The organism is Nocardioides immobilis (genome assembly GCF_003515065.1).
Lineage (GTDB): Bacteria > Actinomycetota > Actinomycetes > Propionibacteriales > Nocardioidaceae > Nocardioides > Nocardioides immobilis.
Genome location: NZ_QXGH01000009.1, coordinates 137,007 through 155,608, shown reverse-complemented (window position 1 = coordinate 155,608; position 18,602 = coordinate 137,007). Strand labels below are relative to the sequence as shown.

The 18,602-nt window shown below is 69.1% G+C and carries 21 protein-coding genes; 14 read left to right on the top strand and 7 right to left on the bottom strand.

Annotated features, from left to right (window positions below; genetic code table 11):
* Window positions 1-69 precede the first annotated feature (69 nt).
* From D0Z08_RS01670 to D0Z08_RS01660, 3 genes are read left to right on the top strand one after another with little or no spacing between them, the layout of a single operon-like run.
* Window positions 70-1,083 (top strand): phosphotransferase family protein, encoded by a 1,014-nt coding sequence (locus D0Z08_RS01670; RefSeq protein WP_118922003.1) that lies wholly within the window; start codon window positions 70-72, stop codon window positions 1,081-1,083.
* A 31-nt stretch (window positions 1,084-1,114) separates the two neighbouring features.
* Window positions 1,115-2,398, top strand: coding sequence for an acyl-CoA dehydrogenase family protein (locus D0Z08_RS01665; protein WP_118922001.1), 1,284 nt, complete (start codon window positions 1,115-1,117; stop codon window positions 2,396-2,398).
* Complete coding sequence (locus D0Z08_RS01660) at window positions 2,395-3,156, top strand: SDR family NAD(P)-dependent oxidoreductase (protein ID WP_118921999.1); 762 nt, start codon at window positions 2,395-2,397, stop codon at window positions 3,154-3,156. The genes D0Z08_RS01665 and D0Z08_RS01660 overlap by 4 nt, the downstream gene beginning before the upstream one ends.
* 28 nt (window positions 3,157-3,184) lie before the next feature.
* Here the strand turns inward: D0Z08_RS01660 and D0Z08_RS01655 are convergent, their stop codons facing one another.
* Window positions 3,185-3,994 (bottom strand): SDR family NAD(P)-dependent oxidoreductase, encoded by an 810-nt coding sequence (locus tag D0Z08_RS01655; RefSeq protein WP_118921997.1) that lies wholly within the window; start codon window positions 3,992-3,994, stop codon window positions 3,185-3,187.
* Window positions 3,995-4,027: 33 nt separating this feature from the next.
* On the opposite strand from D0Z08_RS01655, the gene D0Z08_RS01650 reads away from it, so the two are divergent.
* From D0Z08_RS01650 to D0Z08_RS01625, 7 genes are all read left to right on the top strand, one after another.
* Window positions 4,028-4,672, top strand: a complete 645-nt coding sequence (locus D0Z08_RS01650) for a TetR/AcrR family transcriptional regulator (RefSeq protein WP_118921995.1) — start codon at window positions 4,028-4,030, stop codon at window positions 4,670-4,672.
* Window positions 4,672-5,016, top strand: a complete 345-nt coding sequence (locus tag D0Z08_RS32540; protein ID WP_220453973.1) for an SDR family NAD(P)-dependent oxidoreductase — start codon at window positions 4,672-4,674, stop codon at window positions 5,014-5,016. Before D0Z08_RS01650 ends, D0Z08_RS32540 begins: the two co-directional genes overlap by 1 nt.
* 67 nt (window positions 5,017-5,083) lie before the next feature.
* The gene (locus D0Z08_RS32535) at window positions 5,084-5,236 is read left to right on the top strand and encodes a hypothetical protein (protein ID WP_220453972.1); all 153 of its coding nucleotides are present in this window, start codon (window positions 5,084-5,086) and stop codon (window positions 5,234-5,236) included.
* 226 nt (window positions 5,237-5,462) lie between these two features.
* Window positions 5,463-6,686, top strand: coding sequence for an amidohydrolase family protein (locus tag D0Z08_RS01640; protein WP_118921993.1), 1,224 nt, complete (start codon window positions 5,463-5,465; stop codon window positions 6,684-6,686).
* 9 nt (window positions 6,687-6,695) lie between these two features.
* Entirely contained in the window at window positions 6,696-6,908 is a 213-nt protein-coding gene (locus D0Z08_RS01635) for a hypothetical protein (protein WP_118921991.1), read from the top strand.
* A 55-nt stretch (window positions 6,909-6,963) separates the two neighbouring features.
* Window positions 6,964-7,743: an SDR family NAD(P)-dependent oxidoreductase gene (locus tag D0Z08_RS01630; protein ID WP_118922705.1), complete on the top strand. Its 780-nt coding sequence runs from the start codon at window positions 6,964-6,966 to the stop codon at window positions 7,741-7,743.
* A 9-nt stretch (window positions 7,744-7,752) separates the two neighbouring features.
* On the top strand, window positions 7,753-9,387 hold the full coding sequence (locus D0Z08_RS01625; RefSeq protein ID WP_118921989.1) for a bifunctional 3-(3-hydroxy-phenyl)propionate/3-hydroxycinnamic acid hydroxylase: 1,635 nt from the start codon (window positions 7,753-7,755) through the stop codon (window positions 9,385-9,387).
* Here D0Z08_RS01625 and D0Z08_RS01620 read toward each other — a convergent pair.
* Window positions 9,363-9,998 carry a cysteine hydrolase family protein gene (locus D0Z08_RS01620; RefSeq protein ID WP_118921987.1) on the bottom strand — a complete coding sequence of 212 codons (636 nt, stop codon included), beginning with the start codon at window positions 9,996-9,998 and terminating at the stop codon, window positions 9,363-9,365. The two genes, D0Z08_RS01625 and D0Z08_RS01620, sit on opposite strands and share 25 nt — an antisense overlap.
* A 208-nt stretch (window positions 9,999-10,206) precedes the next feature.
* On the opposite strand from D0Z08_RS01620, the gene D0Z08_RS01615 reads away from it, so the two are divergent.
* The 4 genes from D0Z08_RS01615 to D0Z08_RS01600 are packed head-to-tail and all read left to right on the top strand — an operon-like array spanning window position 10,207 to window position 13,676.
* Window positions 10,207-11,451 (top strand): cytochrome P450, encoded by a 1,245-nt coding sequence (locus tag D0Z08_RS01615; RefSeq protein WP_118921985.1) that lies wholly within the window; start codon window positions 10,207-10,209, stop codon window positions 11,449-11,451.
* A gap of 9 nt (window positions 11,452-11,460) precedes the next feature.
* The gene (locus tag D0Z08_RS01610) at window positions 11,461-12,279 is read left to right on the top strand and encodes an enoyl-CoA hydratase/isomerase family protein (RefSeq protein WP_118921983.1); all 819 of its coding nucleotides are present in this window, start codon (window positions 11,461-11,463) and stop codon (window positions 12,277-12,279) included.
* A 10-nt stretch (window positions 12,280-12,289) separates the two neighbouring features.
* Entirely contained in the window at window positions 12,290-12,718 is a 429-nt protein-coding gene (locus D0Z08_RS01605) for a Zn-ribbon domain-containing OB-fold protein (RefSeq protein WP_118921981.1), read from the top strand.
* 34 nt (window positions 12,719-12,752) lie between these two features.
* Window positions 12,753-13,676: an SDR family NAD(P)-dependent oxidoreductase gene (locus D0Z08_RS01600; protein WP_118921979.1), complete on the top strand. Its 924-nt coding sequence runs from the start codon at window positions 12,753-12,755 to the stop codon at window positions 13,674-13,676.
* A gap of 56 nt (window positions 13,677-13,732) precedes the next feature.
* On the opposite strand, the gene D0Z08_RS01595 is transcribed toward D0Z08_RS01600, so the two are convergent.
* From D0Z08_RS01595 to D0Z08_RS01575, 5 genes are read right to left on the bottom strand one after another with little or no spacing between them, the layout of a single operon-like run.
* Complete coding sequence (locus D0Z08_RS01595; RefSeq protein WP_118921977.1) at window positions 13,733-14,647, bottom strand: LLM class flavin-dependent oxidoreductase; 915 nt, start codon at window positions 14,645-14,647, stop codon at window positions 13,733-13,735.
* Window positions 14,648-14,651: 4 nt separating this feature from the next.
* Window positions 14,652-14,846: a ferredoxin gene (locus tag D0Z08_RS01590; protein ID WP_118921975.1), complete on the bottom strand. Its 195-nt coding sequence runs from the start codon at window positions 14,844-14,846 to the stop codon at window positions 14,652-14,654.
* 5 nt (window positions 14,847-14,851) lie between these two features.
* Window positions 14,852-16,495, bottom strand: coding sequence for a class I adenylate-forming enzyme family protein (locus D0Z08_RS01585; RefSeq protein WP_245993495.1), 1,644 nt, complete (start codon window positions 16,493-16,495; stop codon window positions 14,852-14,854).
* Entirely contained in the window at window positions 16,426-17,577 is a 1,152-nt protein-coding gene (locus D0Z08_RS01580; RefSeq protein ID WP_118921971.1) for an acetyl-CoA acetyltransferase, read from the bottom strand. The genes D0Z08_RS01585 and D0Z08_RS01580 overlap by 70 nt, the downstream gene beginning before the upstream one ends.
* Entirely contained in the window at window positions 17,574-18,602 is a 1,029-nt protein-coding gene (locus D0Z08_RS01575; RefSeq protein WP_118921969.1) for an acyl-CoA dehydrogenase family protein, read from the bottom strand. The genes D0Z08_RS01580 and D0Z08_RS01575 overlap by 4 nt, the downstream gene beginning before the upstream one ends.

The following is an 18,602-nucleotide window of genomic DNA, read 5'->3' as shown; positions in this document are numbered from 1 at the left end:
GTTCGATTCGGCCCAGATCATTTCCTAGAGTAATTGCATTCTGCGCACAGGGTAACTACATTTCCAGGCATGGACATCGAATCACTCAGCAGGTGGATGGACGCCGAGGGTCTGCCGGGCGAGGGTGAGGTGGCCGAGGCCACGGCACTGTCGGGCGGCTCTCAGAACGAGCTCTATGCAATCACTCGGGGCGGGGCGTCAATGGCCCTTCGCCGGCCGCCGGGCTACGGCATCGAGGGCAGCGCGAAGGTCCTCATGCGGGAGGCCCGCCTGCTCAAGGCGCTGAGTGGCACGGGCGTCCCACACGCGGCGTTCCGTGGCGCGAGCGACGACCTGGACGTGATCGGCGCGCCGTTCTACATGATGGATCTGGTCGACGGCTGGAGCCCGATGGGCGGCGGCTGGGTCGCACCGTTCGACACCGATCTTGAGGCGCGCAGCGGGCTGGCGATCCAACTCGCGGACGGCGCCGCCAAGATGGCCCGCGTCGACTGGAAGGCACAGGGCCTCGAGGGCTTCGGCAAGCCCGAGGGCTTCCTGGAGCGACAGGTCGATCGATGGCTGTCCCACCTGTCGGCGTACAGGTTCCGCGACATCCGGGGTCTGGACGAGACCGCGCGCTGGCTGCGCGACCACACGCCCATGACGTTCGAGCCGGGCATCATGCACGGCGACTACCAGTTCGCCAACGTGATGTATCGCCACGGTGCTCCCGCGGAGCTGGCCGCAATCATCGACTGGGAGATGGCCACCATCGGCGACCCGCTCCTCGACCTGGGCTGGGTGCTGGTCGGCTGGCCGCCGGAGGGCGACGCGATGAAGTACGCACGATATCTCAACTACGACGGCATGCCGTCGCGCGACGACATGCTTGAGCACTACGCCAAGGTCAGCGGCCGCGACGTGTCGCAGATCGACTACTACGTCATCCTGGCCCGCTTCAAGCTCGCCGTCGTGCTCGAGGCCAGCGTCGCCCGCCATGCCAAGGGCGAGGCCGACGAGCGGGTCGCCCGCTTCGGCCCCATCGTCCTGGAGCTGATGGAGTTCGCCGCATCCCTGTCGCGCACGACCCCGCTCCGCTGATCATCCACGCCCCAACCGAGGAGTAGACCCCATGACCTGGGACTTCGAGACCGATCCGGAATTCCAGAAGAAGCTGGACTGGGTGGACGAGTTCGTCCGCCGCGAGGTCGAGCCGCTCGACCTGGTCTGGCCGCACGACAACTACAAGCCGCTCGACGACGAGCACCGCCGCATCGTCGACCCGCTCAAGCAGCAGGTCCGCGAGCAGGGTCTGTGGGCCTGCCACCTCGAGCCGGAGCTCGGCGGTCAGGGCTACGGCCAGCTCAAGCTCGCGCTGCTCAACGAGATCCTGGGTCGCTCGACCTGGGCTCCGGTCATCTTCGGCACCCAGGCTCCGGACACGGGCAATGCCGAGATCATCGCCCACTTCGGCACGCCCGAGCAGAAGGAGACCTACCTCCAGCCGCTGCTCAACGGCGAGATCTTCTCGTGCTACTCGATGACCGAGCCGCAGGGTGGCGCCGACATTTCCGGCTTCGAGACCACCGCCGTCCGCGACGGTGACGACTGGGTCATCAACGGGTGGAAGTTCTTCTCCTCCAACGCCCGCTACGCGACGTTCTTCATCGTGATGGCCTACACCGACAAGGATGCCGGTCCGCATGACGGCATGTCCATGTTCCTGGTGCCATCCGACACTCAGGGCATCACCATCGAGCGCAGCCTCGCCCTCATCCACGAGCCGGCCGAAGAGGGCTCGGAGGGCTACATCCACTACGACAACGTGCGGGTCCCGGCCACGGCACTGCTGGGCGCCGAGGGCAAGGCCTTTCAGGTCGCGCAGGTGCGGCTAGGCGGTGGTCGCGTCCACCACGCGATGCGCACCGTCGGGGTCGCTCAGCGCGCGCTCGACATGATGTGCGAGCGGGCCCTGAGCCGCGTGACGCGCGGTCGCACGCTCGCCGCCCGCGAGACGGTGCAGACGTTCATCGCCGAGTCGTACGCCCAGCTCGCGCAGTTCCGTCTGTTCGTGCTCCGCACCGCGTGGCTGATCGACAAGACCCAGGACTACTCGCAGTGCCGCAAGGACATCAGCGCGATTAAGTTCCTAACGCCCAAGGTGCTGCACGACATAGTCCAGCGCTCGATCCAGGTGCACGGCGCGCTGGGGGTCACCCAGGACACGCCGCTCGCGAAGATGTGGATCACGGCGCCGGTGATGGGGCTCGTCGACGGCCCGACCGAGGTGCATCTGCGCCAGGTCGCCCGCGCCGTCCTCAAGGGATACACCGCCACCGACGGTCTCTGGCCCACCGATCACATCCCGTCCAAGTTGGCCGCGGCCCGCGAGAAGCTGGGAGTCGCGGCCCGATGACCGAGCGTCTCGACGGCCGCCGGGTGATCATCACCGGCGGTGCGAGTGGCATGGGCGCGGGCCTGGTCCGGGCGTTCCCGGCACTGGGCGCCAAGGTTGTCTCGATGGACATCGTCGACGATCCAGGGGCAGGCATCGCCGCGGACGCGGGCGCCGGCTTCATCGCCTGCGACGTCGCCGACTCGGATGCAACGGCTCGGGCCTTCGCATCGGCCGTCGAGCAACTCGGCGGACTCGACGTCCTCATCCATGCTGCGGGCATCGCCCCTGGCGGCGCTGCGGAGGACATCGATCTCGTGACCTGGGACCGCGTACTCCGGATCAACGCCACCGGCACCTTCGTCACCAATCAGACGGCCTTCGGGCACCTCAAGGAGCACGGCGGGCGGATCATCAACTTCGCGTCGGCGGCCGGAGTCCAGGGGTTGAAGAACAAGGCCGCCTACTCCGCCAGCAAGGGTGCCGTCGTCGCGTGGACCCGCACCGTGGCGCAGGAGTGGGCGAAGCACGCCATCACGGTCAACGCGATCGCACCGGCGATCTGGACGCCGATGTACGACAAGACCCGGGCCTCGATGACGCCGGAGCAGCTTGTCGCGCACGACGCGTACATGGCGACCGCAGTGCCGCTGGGCGGCAAGCTGGGCGACGTCGACCGCGACTTCGTGCCGGTGCTCGCCTTCCTGTCGGGGGAGGGGGCCGGCTTCATGACGGGCCAGGTTTTCCCCGTCGACGGCGGCACCTTGATGATGCGCTGAATCGCCACCCCTTCTGCATGACGTGCCCTTACGGGATGCCGCCGTCCGAGCGGACGATCGTGCCCGAGGTGTAGCTCGACGCGGTACTGGCAAGGAACAGCGCGGCCCCGACGATCTCGGGTGGGTTGCCCACGCGTTTGAGGTGCAGCCGAGCAGACATCCTGTTGGCGTGCTCCATGTCCCACGCGGCTGACACGTCGGTGAGGTACTGCCCGGGCATCAGCGTGTTGACGCGCACCTCGGGGCCGAGCAGTTGCGCGAATCCTTCCGTCATCGCGTTCAGGCCGCTCTTCGCGGCGGCGTAGGGGACGATCGAGCCCATCGGGCGCAGCGATCCGGTGCTGCTGACGTTGATGATGCTGCCGGAGCCCTGCTCCTTCATCCGCGTCCCGACCAGCTGGGTGAGCCGGAAAGGCCCCTTGAGGTTGAGGTTGAGGACGCTGTCGTACATCTTCTCGGTGACGTCGGTGACCTTGTCGTAGAGCGGCGACATGCCGGCGTTGTTGACGAGCACGTCGACCCTGCCGAAGCGCTCGTACGCGGCGTCGACCAGGCCCTCGATCTCGTCCCAGCGGCCGAGGTGGCAGCCGTACGCGAGCCCGGAGCGGCCGGTGGTCTCCTCGATCTCGGCGACGACCTCCTCGCAGTTCTTCAGCTTGCGGCTGGTGACGATCACGTCGGCGCCGGCCTGCGCGAAGGCCAGGCTCATCTCGCGACCCAGGCCGCGACTGCCGCCGGTGACCAGCGCGACATTGCCCTGGAGGCTGAACAGATCGAACGGGGATGTCGTGGTGGCTTTGCTCCCCGGGCCTGTGGTCTCATGGTTGCCGGAAGTCATCGCTCTCCTCAGAACAGAATCGGATTACTCTCGATGAAGAACGGTATATCACCGACCACTGCCCCGGCACCAGGCGAGCGTGCGGCGCGAGCTGCCGAACGCCGCCTCGAGCGCCAGCGGCGTACGGCGGCGGGAGAGGTCGATCGGATCCTGGCGATCACGCTGGGGCTGATCGAGAGGTCGGCTCCTGCGATCCCGCCGGTCTCGGAGATCGTCGCGGCTGCCGGCATCTCCAACCAGACGCTCTATCGGACGTTCGGCAACAAGGACGAGCTGATCCTGGCCGTGCTCGAGCGCGGGGTCCTCCGGGTCGTCGAGACGACCCGGGGGCGGATGGCCGAGTCGGAGGACCCGCGCGAGCAGATCCTCGTCTGGGTCCGCATGGTCCTGCGGCAGGTCAGCTCCGTCGACGCGGCCGAGACCAGTCGGTCGGTACTGGGATACCTCCACCAGGCGGGTGCGGTCGAGGGTGCCAGCCAGGCGGAGGTGCTCGCGCCGGTCAGCGCCCTCCTCGTCGAGCCCGTCGCGGCGCTCGGCGGCGACCGAGTGAGCGCCGACTGTGTCTCCGACCTCGTCCTCGGCGCCATGCGTCGCTATCTCTGGAACAGCACCGCGCCCACGCGCGACGAGATCGATGCCATTGGCGCCTTCGTGCTGCGCGGCCTCCAGGGGCACTGATGGGCGACGCGCTGGCCGAAAAGGTCGCGGTCGTCACCGGCGGCGCCTCCGGCATCGGGTACGCCGTGGCGCAGGTCTTCCGCCGCGAGGGTGCCGAGGTCGTGATCGCCGACGTCGAGCACGGCGCACTCGACTCGGCGGCCGAGGAACTCGGGGCGACCGGAGTGGTCACGGACGTCAGCAGTGCCTTCGCCGTCCGGCGACTGGCCGACGAGGTGATCCGTCTGCACGGCCGCGTCGATGTGGTCGTCAACAACGCCGGCGTGGCCCGGATCGCGCCCTTCGAGGAGTTGAGCGAGGAGGACTTCGCCTGGGTCCTCGACGTCAATCTGTGGCGAGAGTGAGCGGAATCGACCTGGAGCAGACTCGACGTCCGCGCGACCTGAGCGGGTGCTGCCGGATCGGCCCGGGGTGCTGGATGCCGACGTCGTCGCCGAGATGGTGCTGGCGGGCATCGCCCGCCGCGACCTCTATCTGGTCACGCATCCGGAGACCCTCGACTCCGTCAGGGCGCGGCATCGCCGGATCGAGGCGGCTTTCGAGGGGGCCGGGCTCCGCGCTTGATCCGGCCGCCACGGCCGGACATTCCAACGTGAACACGCTGTCAGAGCAAGCGATGGGCCATGAAGGCGTTGCTGGGTCGCGCGCGGTCCCGGGTGTCGGATTCAGGCGAGACTCTTGACCGCTGTGATCGCGATCACTAATGTACGAGGCGTCAGAAGCCCCTAGATCTGACGCGTACTGCGACAGCTGCGCCAGGGGCTGCCCCCGACCTCATCGAGGAGGCGCTATGCCGCTCCAGGATCACATGCAGCTCATCTCCGTCGACGATCACGTGATCGAGCCGAAGAACCTCTGGACAGATCGGCTGCCCAAGAAGTTCCTCGAGCAAGGTCCGCACATCATCGAGATGGACATGAGCAAGAGCCACGGCGACGAGGGGCTCTCGGCGGCGCTGCTCGACGCCTCCCGCAACGGCAAGGAGGGCCAGCCCGCGAAGGCCCCCCGCCTCGCCGAGGTATGGAGCTACGAGGGGAGGATCTACCCCAACATCGGCCTCAACGCCGTCGCGGGCAAGAAGCCGCAGGAGTACGGCATGGACCCGACTCGCTACTCCGACATGCTTCCGGGCTGTTACGACATCAAGGCCCGCATCGCCGACATGGACATCGACGGCGTCCAGGCCGCGATGTGCTTCCCGTCGTTCCCGCGCTTCGCCGGCACTGCCTTCCTGGAGCACGCCGACAGTGAGCTCGCGCTGCTCTCGGTGCAGGCCTGGAACGACTTCATCCTCGATGAGTGGGCCGCCTACGCTCCCGACCGGATCATCCCGATGATCATCCTGCCGTTGTGGGACCCCCAGCTCGCGGCCAAGGAGATCTACCGCTGCGCAGCCAAGGGCGCCAAGGCGATCACCTTCCCCGAGAACACCGTGAGCCTCGGCCTGCCGTCTTTCTACACCGACCACTGGGACCCGGTCTTCCGTGCGGCCGAAGAGACCCGGATGCCGCTGTGCATGCACTTCGGCTCGTCCGGCAAGCCGCCGATCACCTCTCCCGAGGCGCCGATGGCCGTCATGATCGCGCTCTTCGGCACCAACTCGATGGACGCCACCGCCGACCTGCTCTTCTCGCCGGTCTTCTACAAGTTCCCCCAGCTCAAGGTCGCGCTCTCCGAGGGCGGCATCGGCTGGATGCCATACCTGCTGGAGCGCATCGACCTCACCTGGGAGCGCCACCGCTGGTATCAGAACGTCAACAAGGAGGTCCGCCCGTCCGACCTCTTTCGCGAGCACATGTACGGCTGCTACATCGACGACTTCGAGGGCATCGCGCGGCGTCACCAGATCGGCCTCGACAACATCCTGTGGGAGTGCGACTACCCGCACTCGGACTCCAACTGGCCCAACAGCCGCACCTACGCTGCGAAGCTCCTGGCCGACGTGCCGGACGACGAGGCGCATAAGATCGTCGAGCTCAACGCCCGCAAGCTTTACAACTTCCCGCGGCTCTGAGGCACCGTCGTGGCTGACAAGGACATCGACGCCCCCGACTGGATCGACCAGGACCTGCTGACCCGCGACGAGGCCGGCGAGCGTCTCGACGAGGAGATCGAGTCCGCACGGCGGCGGGTGGCCGAGCTGGAGAGCTCGGTCCCCGATCAGCGCACCGCCGACTCACTCGAGATGGTCCGTCGCCGACTCGCGGCGATGGAGAACGTGCGCGCCTCCCTCTGAGGGGCGGTCGCAGCACCCACACGGACCCGCGCCGGCGGGACGAAGGGACATGGCCGTGGGCAACAGGCTGGACGGCAAGGTTGCGTTGATCTCTGGATCGACGCGTGGCATCGGTCGCTCGATGGCCGAACACTTCGCCTCCGAGGGGGCGAATGTGGCGGTCACCGGGCGCACGGTGGAGCGCGGCGAGAAGGTCGTCGCGCGGATACGTGAGATCGGGGGAGAGGCCGAGTTCTTCGAGCTCGACGTCACCTCGGAGGAGAGCATCCGCAACGTCGTCGAGGCGACGGTCGCTCGCTTCGGCTCCCTGACGACGCTGGTCAACAACGCCGCGCCCACCGGGGCCGTCGCGACGACGATCAAGCCGCTGCACGACTACTCCACCGAGGAGTGGGACGCGATCATGCTCGGCACCCTGACCGGCAACGTGTTCTGGTCGAGCAAGTACGCCTGGCCGCATCTCGCGGCCGCGCAGGGTGCCTCGATCATCAACATCTCCTCGGGGCAGTCGCTGGCCGGCTTCAAGGGCTTCAGTGCCTACGCCGCGGCCAAGGGCGGGGTCAACAGCCTGACCCGCTCGCTTGCGGCCGAGGGCAGCGTCGACGGCATTCGCGCTAACTGCATCGTGGTCGGCCGTGTGGTCGCGTCGCGCGGCGACGCCGGCGTGCACACCGGTGGCGGGCGCCTCACCCGGATCGGCAACCCGATGGACATCGCGTACGCCGCCACCTGGCTCGCCTCCGATGAGGCTGCCTTCGCCACGGGGACTCTGGTGACCGTGGACGGTGGTTTCTCCATCAACGGTGACCAGGCCGCCGAGGCGGACGTCTCCTGAGCGGGTCCGATGACTGAGGTCTCCGCCACCGACGTGCTGGTCGTCGGGGCGGGGCCGTGCGGGATCACGCTGGCGAACCTGCTGGCGCTGTGGGGTGTGCGAGCGATCGTGCTCGACGCCGAGCCCGACATCTATCCGCACCCGCGGGCGGTGGGGATCGACGACGAGTCGCTGCGGACCTACCAGAGCATCGGGGTGGTCGAGCGGCTGCTCGAGGACATCACCCAGAACACGCCGATCCGCTACTACACCTCGTGGGGCCGCTTGATTGCTCACGTCGAGCCGACTGTCCGACCGTTCGGCTGGCCGCGGCGCAACAACTTCCTCCAGCCGCTCTTCGAGGCGACCCTGCGGGAGCGGTTGGACGAGAGCGCGAGCGTCGACCTGCGACTCGGTGCCACGCTCACCGGCTACGAGCAGGACACGGAGGGCGTCCGTGCCATGGTCGAGGACGCCAGCTGGACCAGCTCCGTGATCAGGGCGCGCTATCTGGTCGGGACCGACGGCGGGCGCAGCACGGTGCGGCGCCTCGCGGGGATCGAGATGATCGGGAGCACCGCGCCGCAGAAGTGGCTGGTCGTCGACGTCGTCGAGGACGATCTGGATGCGCCATACTCCGCGGTCTACTGCGATCCGCAACGTCCGGTCCTGATGGTGCCGCTGCCCTACGGCCACCGGCGGTTCGAGTTCAAGCTGTTACCCGGTGACGACGAGGAGACGCTGACCGACCCCACGCGCGTGCTCGAGGAGCTGATCGCGCCCCGCTATCCGGCCGGGTCCCAGCCTCGAGTGCTGCGGAGCACCGTCTATTGGCACCACTCGCGCACTGCCGAGCGCTTCCGCGATCGGCGGGTGTTCCTCGCCGGCGATGCCGCGCATCTGCAGCCGCCGTTCTTCGGCCAGGGCATGAACTCCGGCATTCGCGACGCCACCAACCTGGCGTGGAAGCTCGCCTTCGTGCTCGGCGGCCATGGCGGCGAACAGCTTCTGGACAGCTATGACACCGAACGGCGCGAGCACGCCCGCACGATGGTCCAGTTCGCCACCCGGATGGGGGAGCTGTACTCGCCGTACAACGGCGTGACCGAGCGCTTCCGTGACCTCGCCTTCCGTGGTGCACAGAAGGTGCCGGGCGCCCGGGACTACATCCTGCAGATGAAGTACAAGCCGATGCCGCGCTATGTAAGGGGCGCGGTCGTGTCCTACGCCGGCGAGGTGAAGGGTGCGCCGGTGGGCACGATGTTCGGGCAGCCCGACGTCGAACTGATCGACGGGAGGCGGGTCAAGTTGGACGAGGCCCTCGGCACCTCGTTCGCTGTGATCGGACTGCACGTCGATCCCGAGACGCTGCTCAGTCCTGCGTCGGCGGCGTGGTGGCGTGCGTCGGGTGCCCTGTTCGTCCACGTGCTTGCGCCTCGTGGCCGCGCAGGTCCGGAGCCGGGGGAGCGCCGCAAGCGTCCGAGCGTGGTGACCGGCGGCGACAACCTCCAGGTCGAGGACGTCGATGGCGGCTTCCGTGACTGGATCCTGCGCCGGCCCGGAGACGACGTGATCGTGCTGCGTCCTGACCGGTACGTCGCGGCCATCTGCTCACGCGACGGACTCGAGGCGGTCACCGCTCAGCTGCGCGGGCTGCTGGCCTGAGGAAGGCGCGCGGCGACATCTGCCGCGCTGGCCCCGCGGGCGAGCAGGGTGAGCTGGTTGCGGACGAAGAACTCGTGGGCCTCGGCGGAGGAGCCGGCGGTGCAGTCCTCGGCCAGCACCACGTCATATCCCCTGTTGACGGCCTCGAGGGCGAGCCCCGGGAGGGCGACGTTCGTCGACACTCCCGCGAGGACCAAGGTGCGCACGCGGTTGAGGCGCAGGGTGGCATCCAGGTCGGTTCCGTAGAAGGCCGTCAGGCCGGTCGCCCGACTGCTCACGAAGTCGCCGGGCAGGGGGCCGAGCACGGCCGGGATCTCCACGTCGGGAGTGCCGGCCGTCATGCTGCGCGAGCGCAGCGCCATGGTGCCGAGATAGGAATTGCGGAGCATCCCCGCCTGGTCGGGGCGGTGCTCGATGATGCAGTGCACGACCGGCAGCCCGCGCTCGCGGAAGAGCTCGGCGAGCTCGGCGATGCGCCCGACGATGCTGCGCTCCGCGGCCTGCTCGGCCAGCCCGGAGGAGACCGAGCGCTCCGCATCGAGGATGCCGATCTGGCACTCGCTGATCACCAGCGCGGGGGCGTAGTAAGGGCTGGGCGTCGTCGTTGACATCGGGTGATCGGCCTCTCGGGCGGGAAGCTGCGCCGCACGCACAGAAAAGTGACACTAGCGCCAGTTAGGTCTCGCCGCCACTGAGGATCGGCGCGAGTTTGCTCCGCGTGTTGGCCTTGTAAAAGAGTGACACGACTGCCAGAATCGGACCCAGTGGTGGTCGTCACGGCGATCACCTGTCCAACCCCAACCACGCAGGAGCGGTGTCATGGCCGGAGCAGAGTCGCTCGCCTCGAGTCCACTCAACGACCTGAGTTGGTGGCTCGCCGATCCGGCTGAGCGGGAGGCGACCTTCGCGCGTCACCGCCGCGACGACCCGCGGCCGTTCGTCCGGGTCAGCGACCGCAGCGAGTCAGGTTTTTGGGCGTTGACCCGCCACGAGGACATCCTCGAGGTCAGCCGCCGGCCCGAGGACTTCATCTCGGGGGAGGGCACCCAGATCTTCGACCAGCCGGCCGAGCTGCGCGTCTATCGCGGGTCGATCATCGACATGGACAACCCCGAGCACGCCCGGCTGCGCAAGATCGTCTCCCGCGGCTTCGCGGTCCGGTCGTTGCAGGCGCTCAGGTCCGACATCGAGGACACCGTCCGCGAGATCATCGACGAGCTGCCGAAGGATGGTCGCTGCGACTTCGTCACCGACGTCGCCGCGCTGCTGCCGCTGCGGATCATCAGCAACATGCTCGGCGTCCCGCGTGAGCACGAGCAGTTCATCTTCGACGCCACCAACGTGATCCTCGGTGCGAGCGATGCCGAGTACATACCCGACCAGACCGGCGCCGGCATTGGCAAGGCCGTCACGGCCGCCAGCGTCGCGCTGATCGAGCTGCTCGAGCAGCTCGCTGAGGACCGCATCGCCAACCCGCGCGACGACGTGATCAGCCAACTGGTCGCGGCCGATGACGAGAACCTCACTCCCGCCGAGATGGCGAAGTTCTTCATCCTGCTCGTCGGTGCCGGCAACGAGACCACCCGCAATGCGATCACCCACGGGCTGATGGCGTTGACCAACAACCCCACGCAGCGGGAGCTGTGGCGCTCCGACTACGACACGTACGCCGTCAGTGCCGTCGAGGAGATCTTCCGGTGGGCGACGCCGGTGATCCACTTCCGTCGCACCGTCGCACGTCCCGGCGTGATGCTCGGTGATCAGGAGTTCAACCAGGGCGACAAGGTCGTGCTCTGGTACAACTCCGGCAACCGTGACGAGACCGTCTTCGACGAGCCGTACACGTTCGACATCACGCGTGACCCCAACCCGCACCTCGCCTTCGGTGCCGCCGGGCCGCACTTCTGCCTCGGCGCCCACCTGGCCCGCCTTGAGCTGCAGGTGGTGTTCAAGGTGCTCTTCGAGGAGCTGCCCGACATCGAGGCCGTCGGCGAGCCGGACCTGTTGCGCTCCAACTTCCTGCATGGGGTCAAGCACCTGCAGGCCACGTACACCCCACGCTGAGGAGCGGCCATGACCGACACCGTCGTCGAGCAGCGGGCCGCGGTGCTGCACAGCACCGAGGCCGGCGTACTCACCATCACCATCAACCGTCCCGAGGCCGCCAACGCGCTGCGCCCGGAGGACCGCGACACCATGATCCGGCTCTTCACCGAGGGCGACGGTGACCGCGAGGTCCGGGTCGTCGTGCTCCGGGCCAACGGCCGCCACTTCTGCTCCGGCGCCGACGTCGTGCGCCTTGCTGCCGGCCGCGCCAGGACGGTCAAGCGGGCCACCGACTCGATGCGCACGATCATGCACGGCGCGCAGCAGCTGGTCGCCTCGATCCTCGACTGCAGTAAGCCGGTCGTCGCCGTGGTGCAGGGCGGCGCCGCCGGGATCGGCGCCCACCTCGCCTACGCGGCCGACCTCGTCGTCGCAGCGGAGGAGGCCTACTTCGCGGAGGCCTTCGTGAAGCGCGGGCTCGTGATGGACGGCGGCGGCGCCTACCTCCTGCCGCGGCGGATCGGGATGCAGGCGGCCAAGGAGATGGCGTTCTTCGGCGAGAAGCTCCCGGCGGCCCAGGCGCTCACCCTCGGCCTGGTCAATCGCGTGGTCCCCGCCGATGACCTCGATGAGGTCGCCGACGATTTCGTACGGCGGCTGGCCGGTGCTCCGACGACGGCGATCGGCCTCACGAAGCGACTCCTCAATGACGCCCCCGACACCGACCGCACCGGGTCGTTCGTCGCCGAGGCGATGGCCCAGGAGATCCAGTCCCATTCCGACGACGCCAAGGAAGGCGTCCGCGCCTTCGTCGAGAAGCGTCCGGCCGACTACGTCGGCTGGTGAGGAGACCCCGATGAGCGACAACGCGTCCAAGCCCCGCGCCGATCTGCCGACGGTGGAGTCGGGCACCCGGCCCTACTGGGAGGCCGCCAAGGCCGGCAGGCTCCTGATCGCGCGGTGTCGCGCCTGCGAGCGGGTGCACCACTATCCGCGGCCGTTCTGCCCCAGCTGCTGGAGCGACGACGTGGACGCGATCGAGGCCAGCGGCCGCGGCACGCTCTACACCTACTCCACGGTCTTCGTGAACGACCTGCACCCCTTCAAGGATCGCTTGCCGTACGTCGCCGCGATGGTCGAGCTCGACGAGGGCCCTCGCCTGATGACGAACCTCGAGGGTTGCGACCCCGACGACCTCGCCGTGGGCATGGCGGTCGAGGTCGACTTCCGGCCGCTGACAGACGAGTTCGACGCCATCGTCTTCCGGCCGGCGACGGCCCGCTGACCTCACCCGCCCTTCCACCCAAGGAGATACACACATGAGCGGATTGCTCGACGGAAAGGTCGCGCTGGTCACCGGCTCCGGCCACGGCATCGGTCGCGGCCACGCGCTGGAGCTGGCCAAGCAGGGGGCAACCGTGATCATCAACGATCTCGGCACCTCCCTCGACGGCGAGGGCACCGGCAAGGTCGCCGACGAGGTCGTCCAGATCATCAAGGACCGCGGTGGGCGCGCCGTCCCGGACTTCAGCGACGTCGGCGACGAGGAGCAGGTCGAGGCGCTGGTCGCGCGGGCCTACGAGCAGCTCGGCCGGCTCGACATCGTGGTCAACAACGCGGGCATCGTCCGCGACAAGGCGATCTGGAACATGAGCGTCGACGACTTCGATCTCGTCATGCGCGTGCACGTCCGCGGGAGCTGGCTCACGAGCCGTGCGGTCGCCCAGCGCTGGCGCGCCGAGTCGAAGGCCTCGGGCGGTCCCGTCTACGGCCGCATCATCAACACGACCTCGGGCGCCGGCCTGCTCGGCCACTTCGGGCAGACCAACTACAGCGCCGCCAAGGCCGCGATCGTGGGCCTCACGCAGACCCTCAGCCTGGAGCTCGCCTCCATCGGCGCCACCGTCAACGCGATCAGCCCCGGCGGACGCACCCGGATGTCAGCGACCATGGCGGGCGCCGCCCCGGCGATCGAGCCCGACGAGCGCGCCGAGGACGAGTTCGACCCCAAGGACCCCTCGCTCGGGTCGCCGGTCGTCGCCTGGCTCGCGAGCCCCGAAGCGGGTCATGTCAGCGGTCAGGTCGTCAAGGCCCTGGGCGAGAACATCCAGCTCCTCAAGGCCTGGTCGCCGGTCGCCTCCGTGTCCAACGGTGGCAAGCGCTGGGACGCCACCAAGCTCGGCGTCATCCTCGGGACCGACATCTTCGGCTCCCGCGCCGCCGGCCTCCGCGTCGGCGGCTGAACGCTTCCGCTGCGCGGCCGGTGGACATCGGCCGCGCAGCGGACTACCAGCTGAGGTCAGTCCAGGGCTGGGATCACCTCGGCGCCGAAGCGCCGCAGCGTCTCAGGCGTGCCGAAGTCATCGAACCGCACGACGCACAGCGCGACGCCTCGCGATCGTTCTGCGCGGAACAGTTCGACCAGTTCGTCGGGGGTGCCGACCAGCGGACGGCCCCAGGCGCTCTCAGGCATCCGTCGGGCGACGCGATCCGCCACCGCGTCACGGTCCTCCTCGCGGTGGACCAGGCCGACGGCGTACTGCGCGGAGATCCGGGCGGACCCGCGCATGGGTGCCAACTCCTCGAGGCGGTCGCGGGCACTGCCGATGCAGTTCCACCAGTCGGCGTGCGCGGCGACCAGCGGCATTGTGAGCTGTCGACCGCCGCCGCCGATGTGCACCGGGATGCGAGGCTGCACGGGCCGGGGGAGCCCGTAGGCGCCCTGCAACTGGAAGTAGCGGCCGTCGAAGTCGAACGTGTCGCCGGTGAACATCAGGTTCAGGATCTGGAGCGTCTCGCCCAGGGACTCCGAGCGCTGCCGGCGGCTCCCCGGCTCGAAGCCGAAGGCGGTCAGCTCCGACTCGACCGAGCCCCAGCCGAGGCCGAGCTCCAGCCGCCCGCCGCTGATCTGGTCGAACGTGGCGGCCATCTTGGCGAGCAACGAGGGGTGTCGGAAGGGCGCGCACCCGACGAGATGGCCGAAGCGCAGGGTCGTGGTGGCGCCGGCCAGCGCGGTCAGGAGGGTCCAGCTCTCGAGGGTGTCGGATGGCGGCGCGCCCGGTGCGAGCAGATGGTCCATCACCCAGAACGAGTGGAATCCCGCGGCCTCGGCCGTGCGGGCCTGTTCGAGCATCGTGGGAACGTCGGTCTTGAGTTGGGGGATGAACACGCCGAAGCGGACGACCGACCCACTGCGGTGCGTCTGCGCGGTCACGGCGTCAGGCCCCCAGGAGGCTGATGGCGCTCATCGGGCAGGCCGCGACGCCCGCGGCGGCGGCCTGGTCGGCACCGGCCGGGATATCGATGTCAGCACGTGCGGCGTAGCCGTCGCCGTTGAGCAGGAACAGCCCGGCGTCGGCGGTCGCACACTGTCCGTGGCCTTCACACTGGTCGAGCTCGATGTGGACGCGCATGGGGTTCACTCCTTGGTGGTGGTCGATCTGGCGGGCGCCGGGTGTGCCTCGAGGTAGGCGCGCAAACGACCGCGGTCGGTCTTCTGCATGGCGGTGGTCGGTAGCTCGTCGAGGAGCACCAGCCGGTCAGGCGCCTTGTAGTCGGCGAGCCGGTCGAGGCTCCACCGACGGAGGTCGTCGAGACTGGGCGGGGAGTCCGCGTGCGTCGGCACGACGAACGCCACCCCGGTCTCGCCTATCACGGGTGTCGGCTCACCGACGACCGCGACCTCGCGGACCCGGGGATGTTCGGTCAGGACGTGCTCGACCTCGAGCGGGTGCACGTTGAAACCGCCGCGTATGTAGAGGTCGTCGGTGCGGCCGACGAGTTGGAGGTTGCCCTCGGCGGTGAACCGTCCGAGGTCGCCGCTGACGAAGAAGCCGTCCTCGTCGTACGCCGCGGTGCTGAGCTCCGGCTCGCGCCAGTAGCCGCGCATCACGCAGTCGCCCGCGAGCCTCACCCGTCCGATCTCGCCGGTGGGCACTGGCCGGCCGGCGTCGTCGGTGACCCGCACGGACATGCCGTGCTGCGGTCGGCCGACGGTGCGGAAGAGGACCTCGGGCGGATCGCCCGGCTCGGTGCCGCAGATGGACGGTGACTCGGTCATGGCGTAGCGCACGACCAGGGGGACACCCAGTCGTGCGGCGGTCCGCTCGACCAGCTCGGGCGGAGCGGGGGCGGTCGCGACGACACCGACCCGGAGGTGGGGGAGGCTCTCGCGGCTGACGCCGGGCTCGTCGAGGAGCTTGGCCCATTGCGTCGGTACGCCGCCGCCGACCGTGATCCGTTGGGAGCGCAGCACCTCGTACATGCGCGTGGCTGACCATGGGACAGGGGAGGCGACCAGGGCGATGCCCCAGACCAGCTGGTCCCAGAGCTTGGCCATGTAGCCGGCGTGAGGGAACGGCGTGGCGGTCAGCCGGCGGTCGAAGGGCGCGCTCATCACGCCCGCTGAGCGGGAGAAGGCGGCCAGGTTGTCGGCGTCGAACCACGCGCCCTTGGGCAGGCCGGTGGTCCCGCTGGTGAAGATGATCGCGACGGGGTCGCTGCGACCCAGCGGGACGTAGGGCACTGCGATGCCCGAGGGGGCGATGGTGGGCAGGGCCGACCGTGGCAGCACGTCGAGGCCGGCGGGCACCGGCGGCAGCCCGAGGTCCTCGTCGCGGATCACGAGCGCCGGCGCGGCCTTGGCCAGGACGCCGGACACTTCCAGCGGCCCGAGCCGTGGGTTGAGGCCCGTGGTGATCGCGCCGATCATCGCCGCCCCGGCGTAGCAGACGGCGTAGTCGATCCCGGCGGGGAGCATCAGTGCGACGACGTCACCCTTGCCCACACCCCGTGCGAGCAGGTCGACGGCGACCGCGCGGGCGCGGGCCACCCAGTCTGCGAAACCGATCCGGGAGCCGTCCGCCTCGACGTACGCATCCCGGTCACCGTAGGCCAGGGCAGCCGTCTCCAGCAGGTCGCGCGTGTTGGCGAAGTCGTCGGCGTCCAACGGCGCCGCTGGCGAGCTGAGACGTTGCGCCGCGGCTGCCTCGGTCATGGTCGTTCGGACCCGAGCAGCACCGTGCCGCTGGAGCAGAACCAGCCGCCGGTGCCACTCACGCATGCGACCTTCGCGGCCGGTACCTGGCGAGGACCCGACTCGCCGCGGAGCTGCTTGGCGGCTTCGACGATCAGGAAGAGCCCACGCTGGCCGGGGTGGCAGGCGGACAGGCCGCCGCCGTCGGTGTTGGTGGGCAGGGCGCCGCCGAGACGGAGGTTGCCCTTCTCCACGAAGGCACCGCCCTCGCCCTTCTCGCAGAAGCCGAGGTCCTCCATGGTGAGCAGCAGCATGTAGGTGAAGGCGTCGTAAATCTCCGCGACGTCGACGTCGGCCGGCGTCAGCCCCGCGCGCTGGAAAGCGAGCGGGCCGGTGATCGAGGCGGGCCCGACGGTCATGTCCTCCCACTGGCTGGTCAGCATGTGCGAGGTGGCTTCGCCGGCACCGAGGAACCACACCGGATCGGAGCGCAGGTCAGCGACCCTGTCCTCGGCGACGAGCACCACGGCGGCACCGCCGTCGGAGCGGATGCAGCAGTGCAGCTTGGTGAACGGGTCGGCGATCATCGGCCCCGACAGCACGTCGTCGATCGTGATCGGGTCGCGGTAGAAGGCCTCGGGGTTGTCCTGCGCGTTGTAGCGCGCGGAGACGGCGACCTCGGCGAGTTGCTCGATGGTCGTGCCGTACTGGTGCATGTGACGGCGGGCGGCCATGGCGTACTTCGAGATGAGGGTGTGACCGTAGGGGGCCTCCCACTGCAGCGGACCGCGCGAGCCCCAGTTGATGTTGGCGGTGCGAAGTCCCTTGCGCAGGTCGGCCCTCGCCGTGGACCCGTAAGTCAGGAGTACGACGTCGGCGTGGCCGGCAGAGATGGCATCCGCCGCGTGGGACAGCATCACCTCCCAGGAGGCGCCACCCACAGAGGTGGAGTCGATCCACCGCGGTCGGATGCCGAGGTATTCAGCGACGTCTGTCGGAGGCAGGGTGCCCTGGCTGGTGGAGCCGAGGCCGTCGACTTGGTCGGGGCGAAGACCCGCGTCGGCGAGCGCACGCCGACTGGCCTGCCCCATCAGCTCGTAGGCGTTCTTGTCGTCGACGCGGCCGACGTCCGACAGTGCGACACCGGCGATGGCGACCCTGCGGTTCACTGGGGGGCGCCCTGCTCGAGAAGGTCGGCGAGGACCTGGGTCGGCTCGCCGAAGAGATGACTGATGACGTGCGCGCGCTTGAGGTACAGGTGCGCGTTGTGCTCGTACGTGTAGCCCATGCCGCCGTGCACCTGGATCGTGGCGCCGGCGTTGGCGATGGCGGCGCGGGATGCGACCGTCTTGGCCGCGAGGGCGTGGAAGAGCGCATCCTGACGCCCGGACTGGACGCACACGGCGGCGAACAACGTCTGCGACATCGCCGCATCCGAGGCCACCGCCATGTCGGCACAGGCATGCTTGATCGCCTGGTGGACGCCGATCGGGCGGCCGAACTGCACCCGCAGCTTGGCGTGCTCGGTCGCCAGCCGGGTGACGGCGTTGGCGAGTCCCGCGAGGCCGGCCGCGCTCAGGACGGTCGCGCGCAGCCAGATCGGGTCGGTCCCGCTCGGCAGCCAGTGGCGCACCGTGGCGGCCGTGACCGTGGAGGTGGCCAGCCGGATGCCGGGGTCGGAGGAGTCGAGCGTCTCTACGTCGGGAAACTCGTCGAGGTCCACGATCGCCGCACCAAGCTCGGTCACGAGCAGGACGTGGCTGACGCCGGCGCAGTCGATCAGGTCGAAGGTGCCCTTGATGCCCTCCGGTCCGATGGATCCGTCGCCGCGGAGCTCTGCGAGGCCGACCAGCACCGAGCCGTCGGAGATCCGTCCGACCAGATCCAGGTCACCGCACTGCGCCGCCACCCGGGCGGCGAGAGAGGAGGTCAGGAACGGCCCGGTGGCGAGGTGCTCGGCGAGGGTGGCGAAGAGCAACGCCTCGTCGTCGAGGAGGCGGCCGGACCCGCCGTACTCCTCGGGGAGGCCGAGCGTGAGCAGACCCAGCTCGGCGCCCTCGAGCCACGCGTCCCGATCCACGGCCGATGGCTGGCCGTCGCGCGCCCGGATGCCCTCGATCGGCATCCGAGACTCGAGGAAGTCAGTGGCCGCGGCGATCAGGTCGCGCTGGTCTTCGGAGGGGAGGAGGTCCAT

Bases quoted from the DNA above. Each gene is read 5' to 3' on its own strand.
- D0Z08_RS01670 (WP_118922003.1), top strand. From the start codon at position 70: ATGGACATCGAATCACTCAGCAGGTGGATGGACGCCGAGGGTCTGCCG.
- D0Z08_RS01665 (WP_118922001.1), top strand. From the start codon at position 1,115: ATGACCTGGGACTTCGAGACCGATCCGGAATTCCAGAAGAAGCTGGAC.
- D0Z08_RS01660 (WP_118921999.1), top strand. From the start codon at position 2,395: ATGACCGAGCGTCTCGACGGCCGCCGGGTGATCATCACCGGCGGTGCG.
- D0Z08_RS01655 (WP_118921997.1), bottom strand. From the start codon at position 3,994: ATGACTTCCGGCAACCATGAGACCACAGGCCCGGGGAGCAAAGCCACC.
- D0Z08_RS01650 (WP_118921995.1), top strand. From the start codon at position 4,028: ATGAAGAACGGTATATCACCGACCACTGCCCCGGCACCAGGCGAGCGT.
- D0Z08_RS32540 (WP_220453973.1), top strand. From the start codon at position 4,672: ATGGGCGACGCGCTGGCCGAAAAGGTCGCGGTCGTCACCGGCGGCGCC.
- D0Z08_RS01640 (WP_118921993.1), top strand. From the start codon at position 5,463: ATGCCGCTCCAGGATCACATGCAGCTCATCTCCGTCGACGATCACGTG.
- D0Z08_RS01625 (WP_118921989.1), top strand. From the start codon at position 7,753: ATGACTGAGGTCTCCGCCACCGACGTGCTGGTCGTCGGGGCGGGGCCG.
- D0Z08_RS01620 (WP_118921987.1), bottom strand. From the start codon at position 9,998: ATGTCAACGACGACGCCCAGCCCTTACTACGCCCCCGCGCTGGTGATC.
- D0Z08_RS01615 (WP_118921985.1), top strand. From the start codon at position 10,207: ATGGCCGGAGCAGAGTCGCTCGCCTCGAGTCCACTCAACGACCTGAGT.
- D0Z08_RS01610 (WP_118921983.1), top strand. From the start codon at position 11,461: ATGACCGACACCGTCGTCGAGCAGCGGGCCGCGGTGCTGCACAGCACC.
- D0Z08_RS01605 (WP_118921981.1), top strand. From the start codon at position 12,290: ATGAGCGACAACGCGTCCAAGCCCCGCGCCGATCTGCCGACGGTGGAG.
- D0Z08_RS01600 (WP_118921979.1), top strand. From the start codon at position 12,753: ATGAGCGGATTGCTCGACGGAAAGGTCGCGCTGGTCACCGGCTCCGGC.
- D0Z08_RS01590 (WP_118921975.1), bottom strand. From the start codon at position 14,846: ATGCGCGTCCACATCGAGCTCGACCAGTGTGAAGGCCACGGACAGTGT.
- D0Z08_RS01585 (WP_245993495.1), bottom strand. From the start codon at position 16,495: ATGCGTGAGTGGCACCGGCGGCTGGTTCTGCTCCAGCGGCACGGTGCT.
- D0Z08_RS01575 (WP_118921969.1), bottom strand. From the start codon at position 18,602: ATGGACCTCCTCCCCTCCGAAGACCAGCGCGACCTGATCGCCGCGGCC.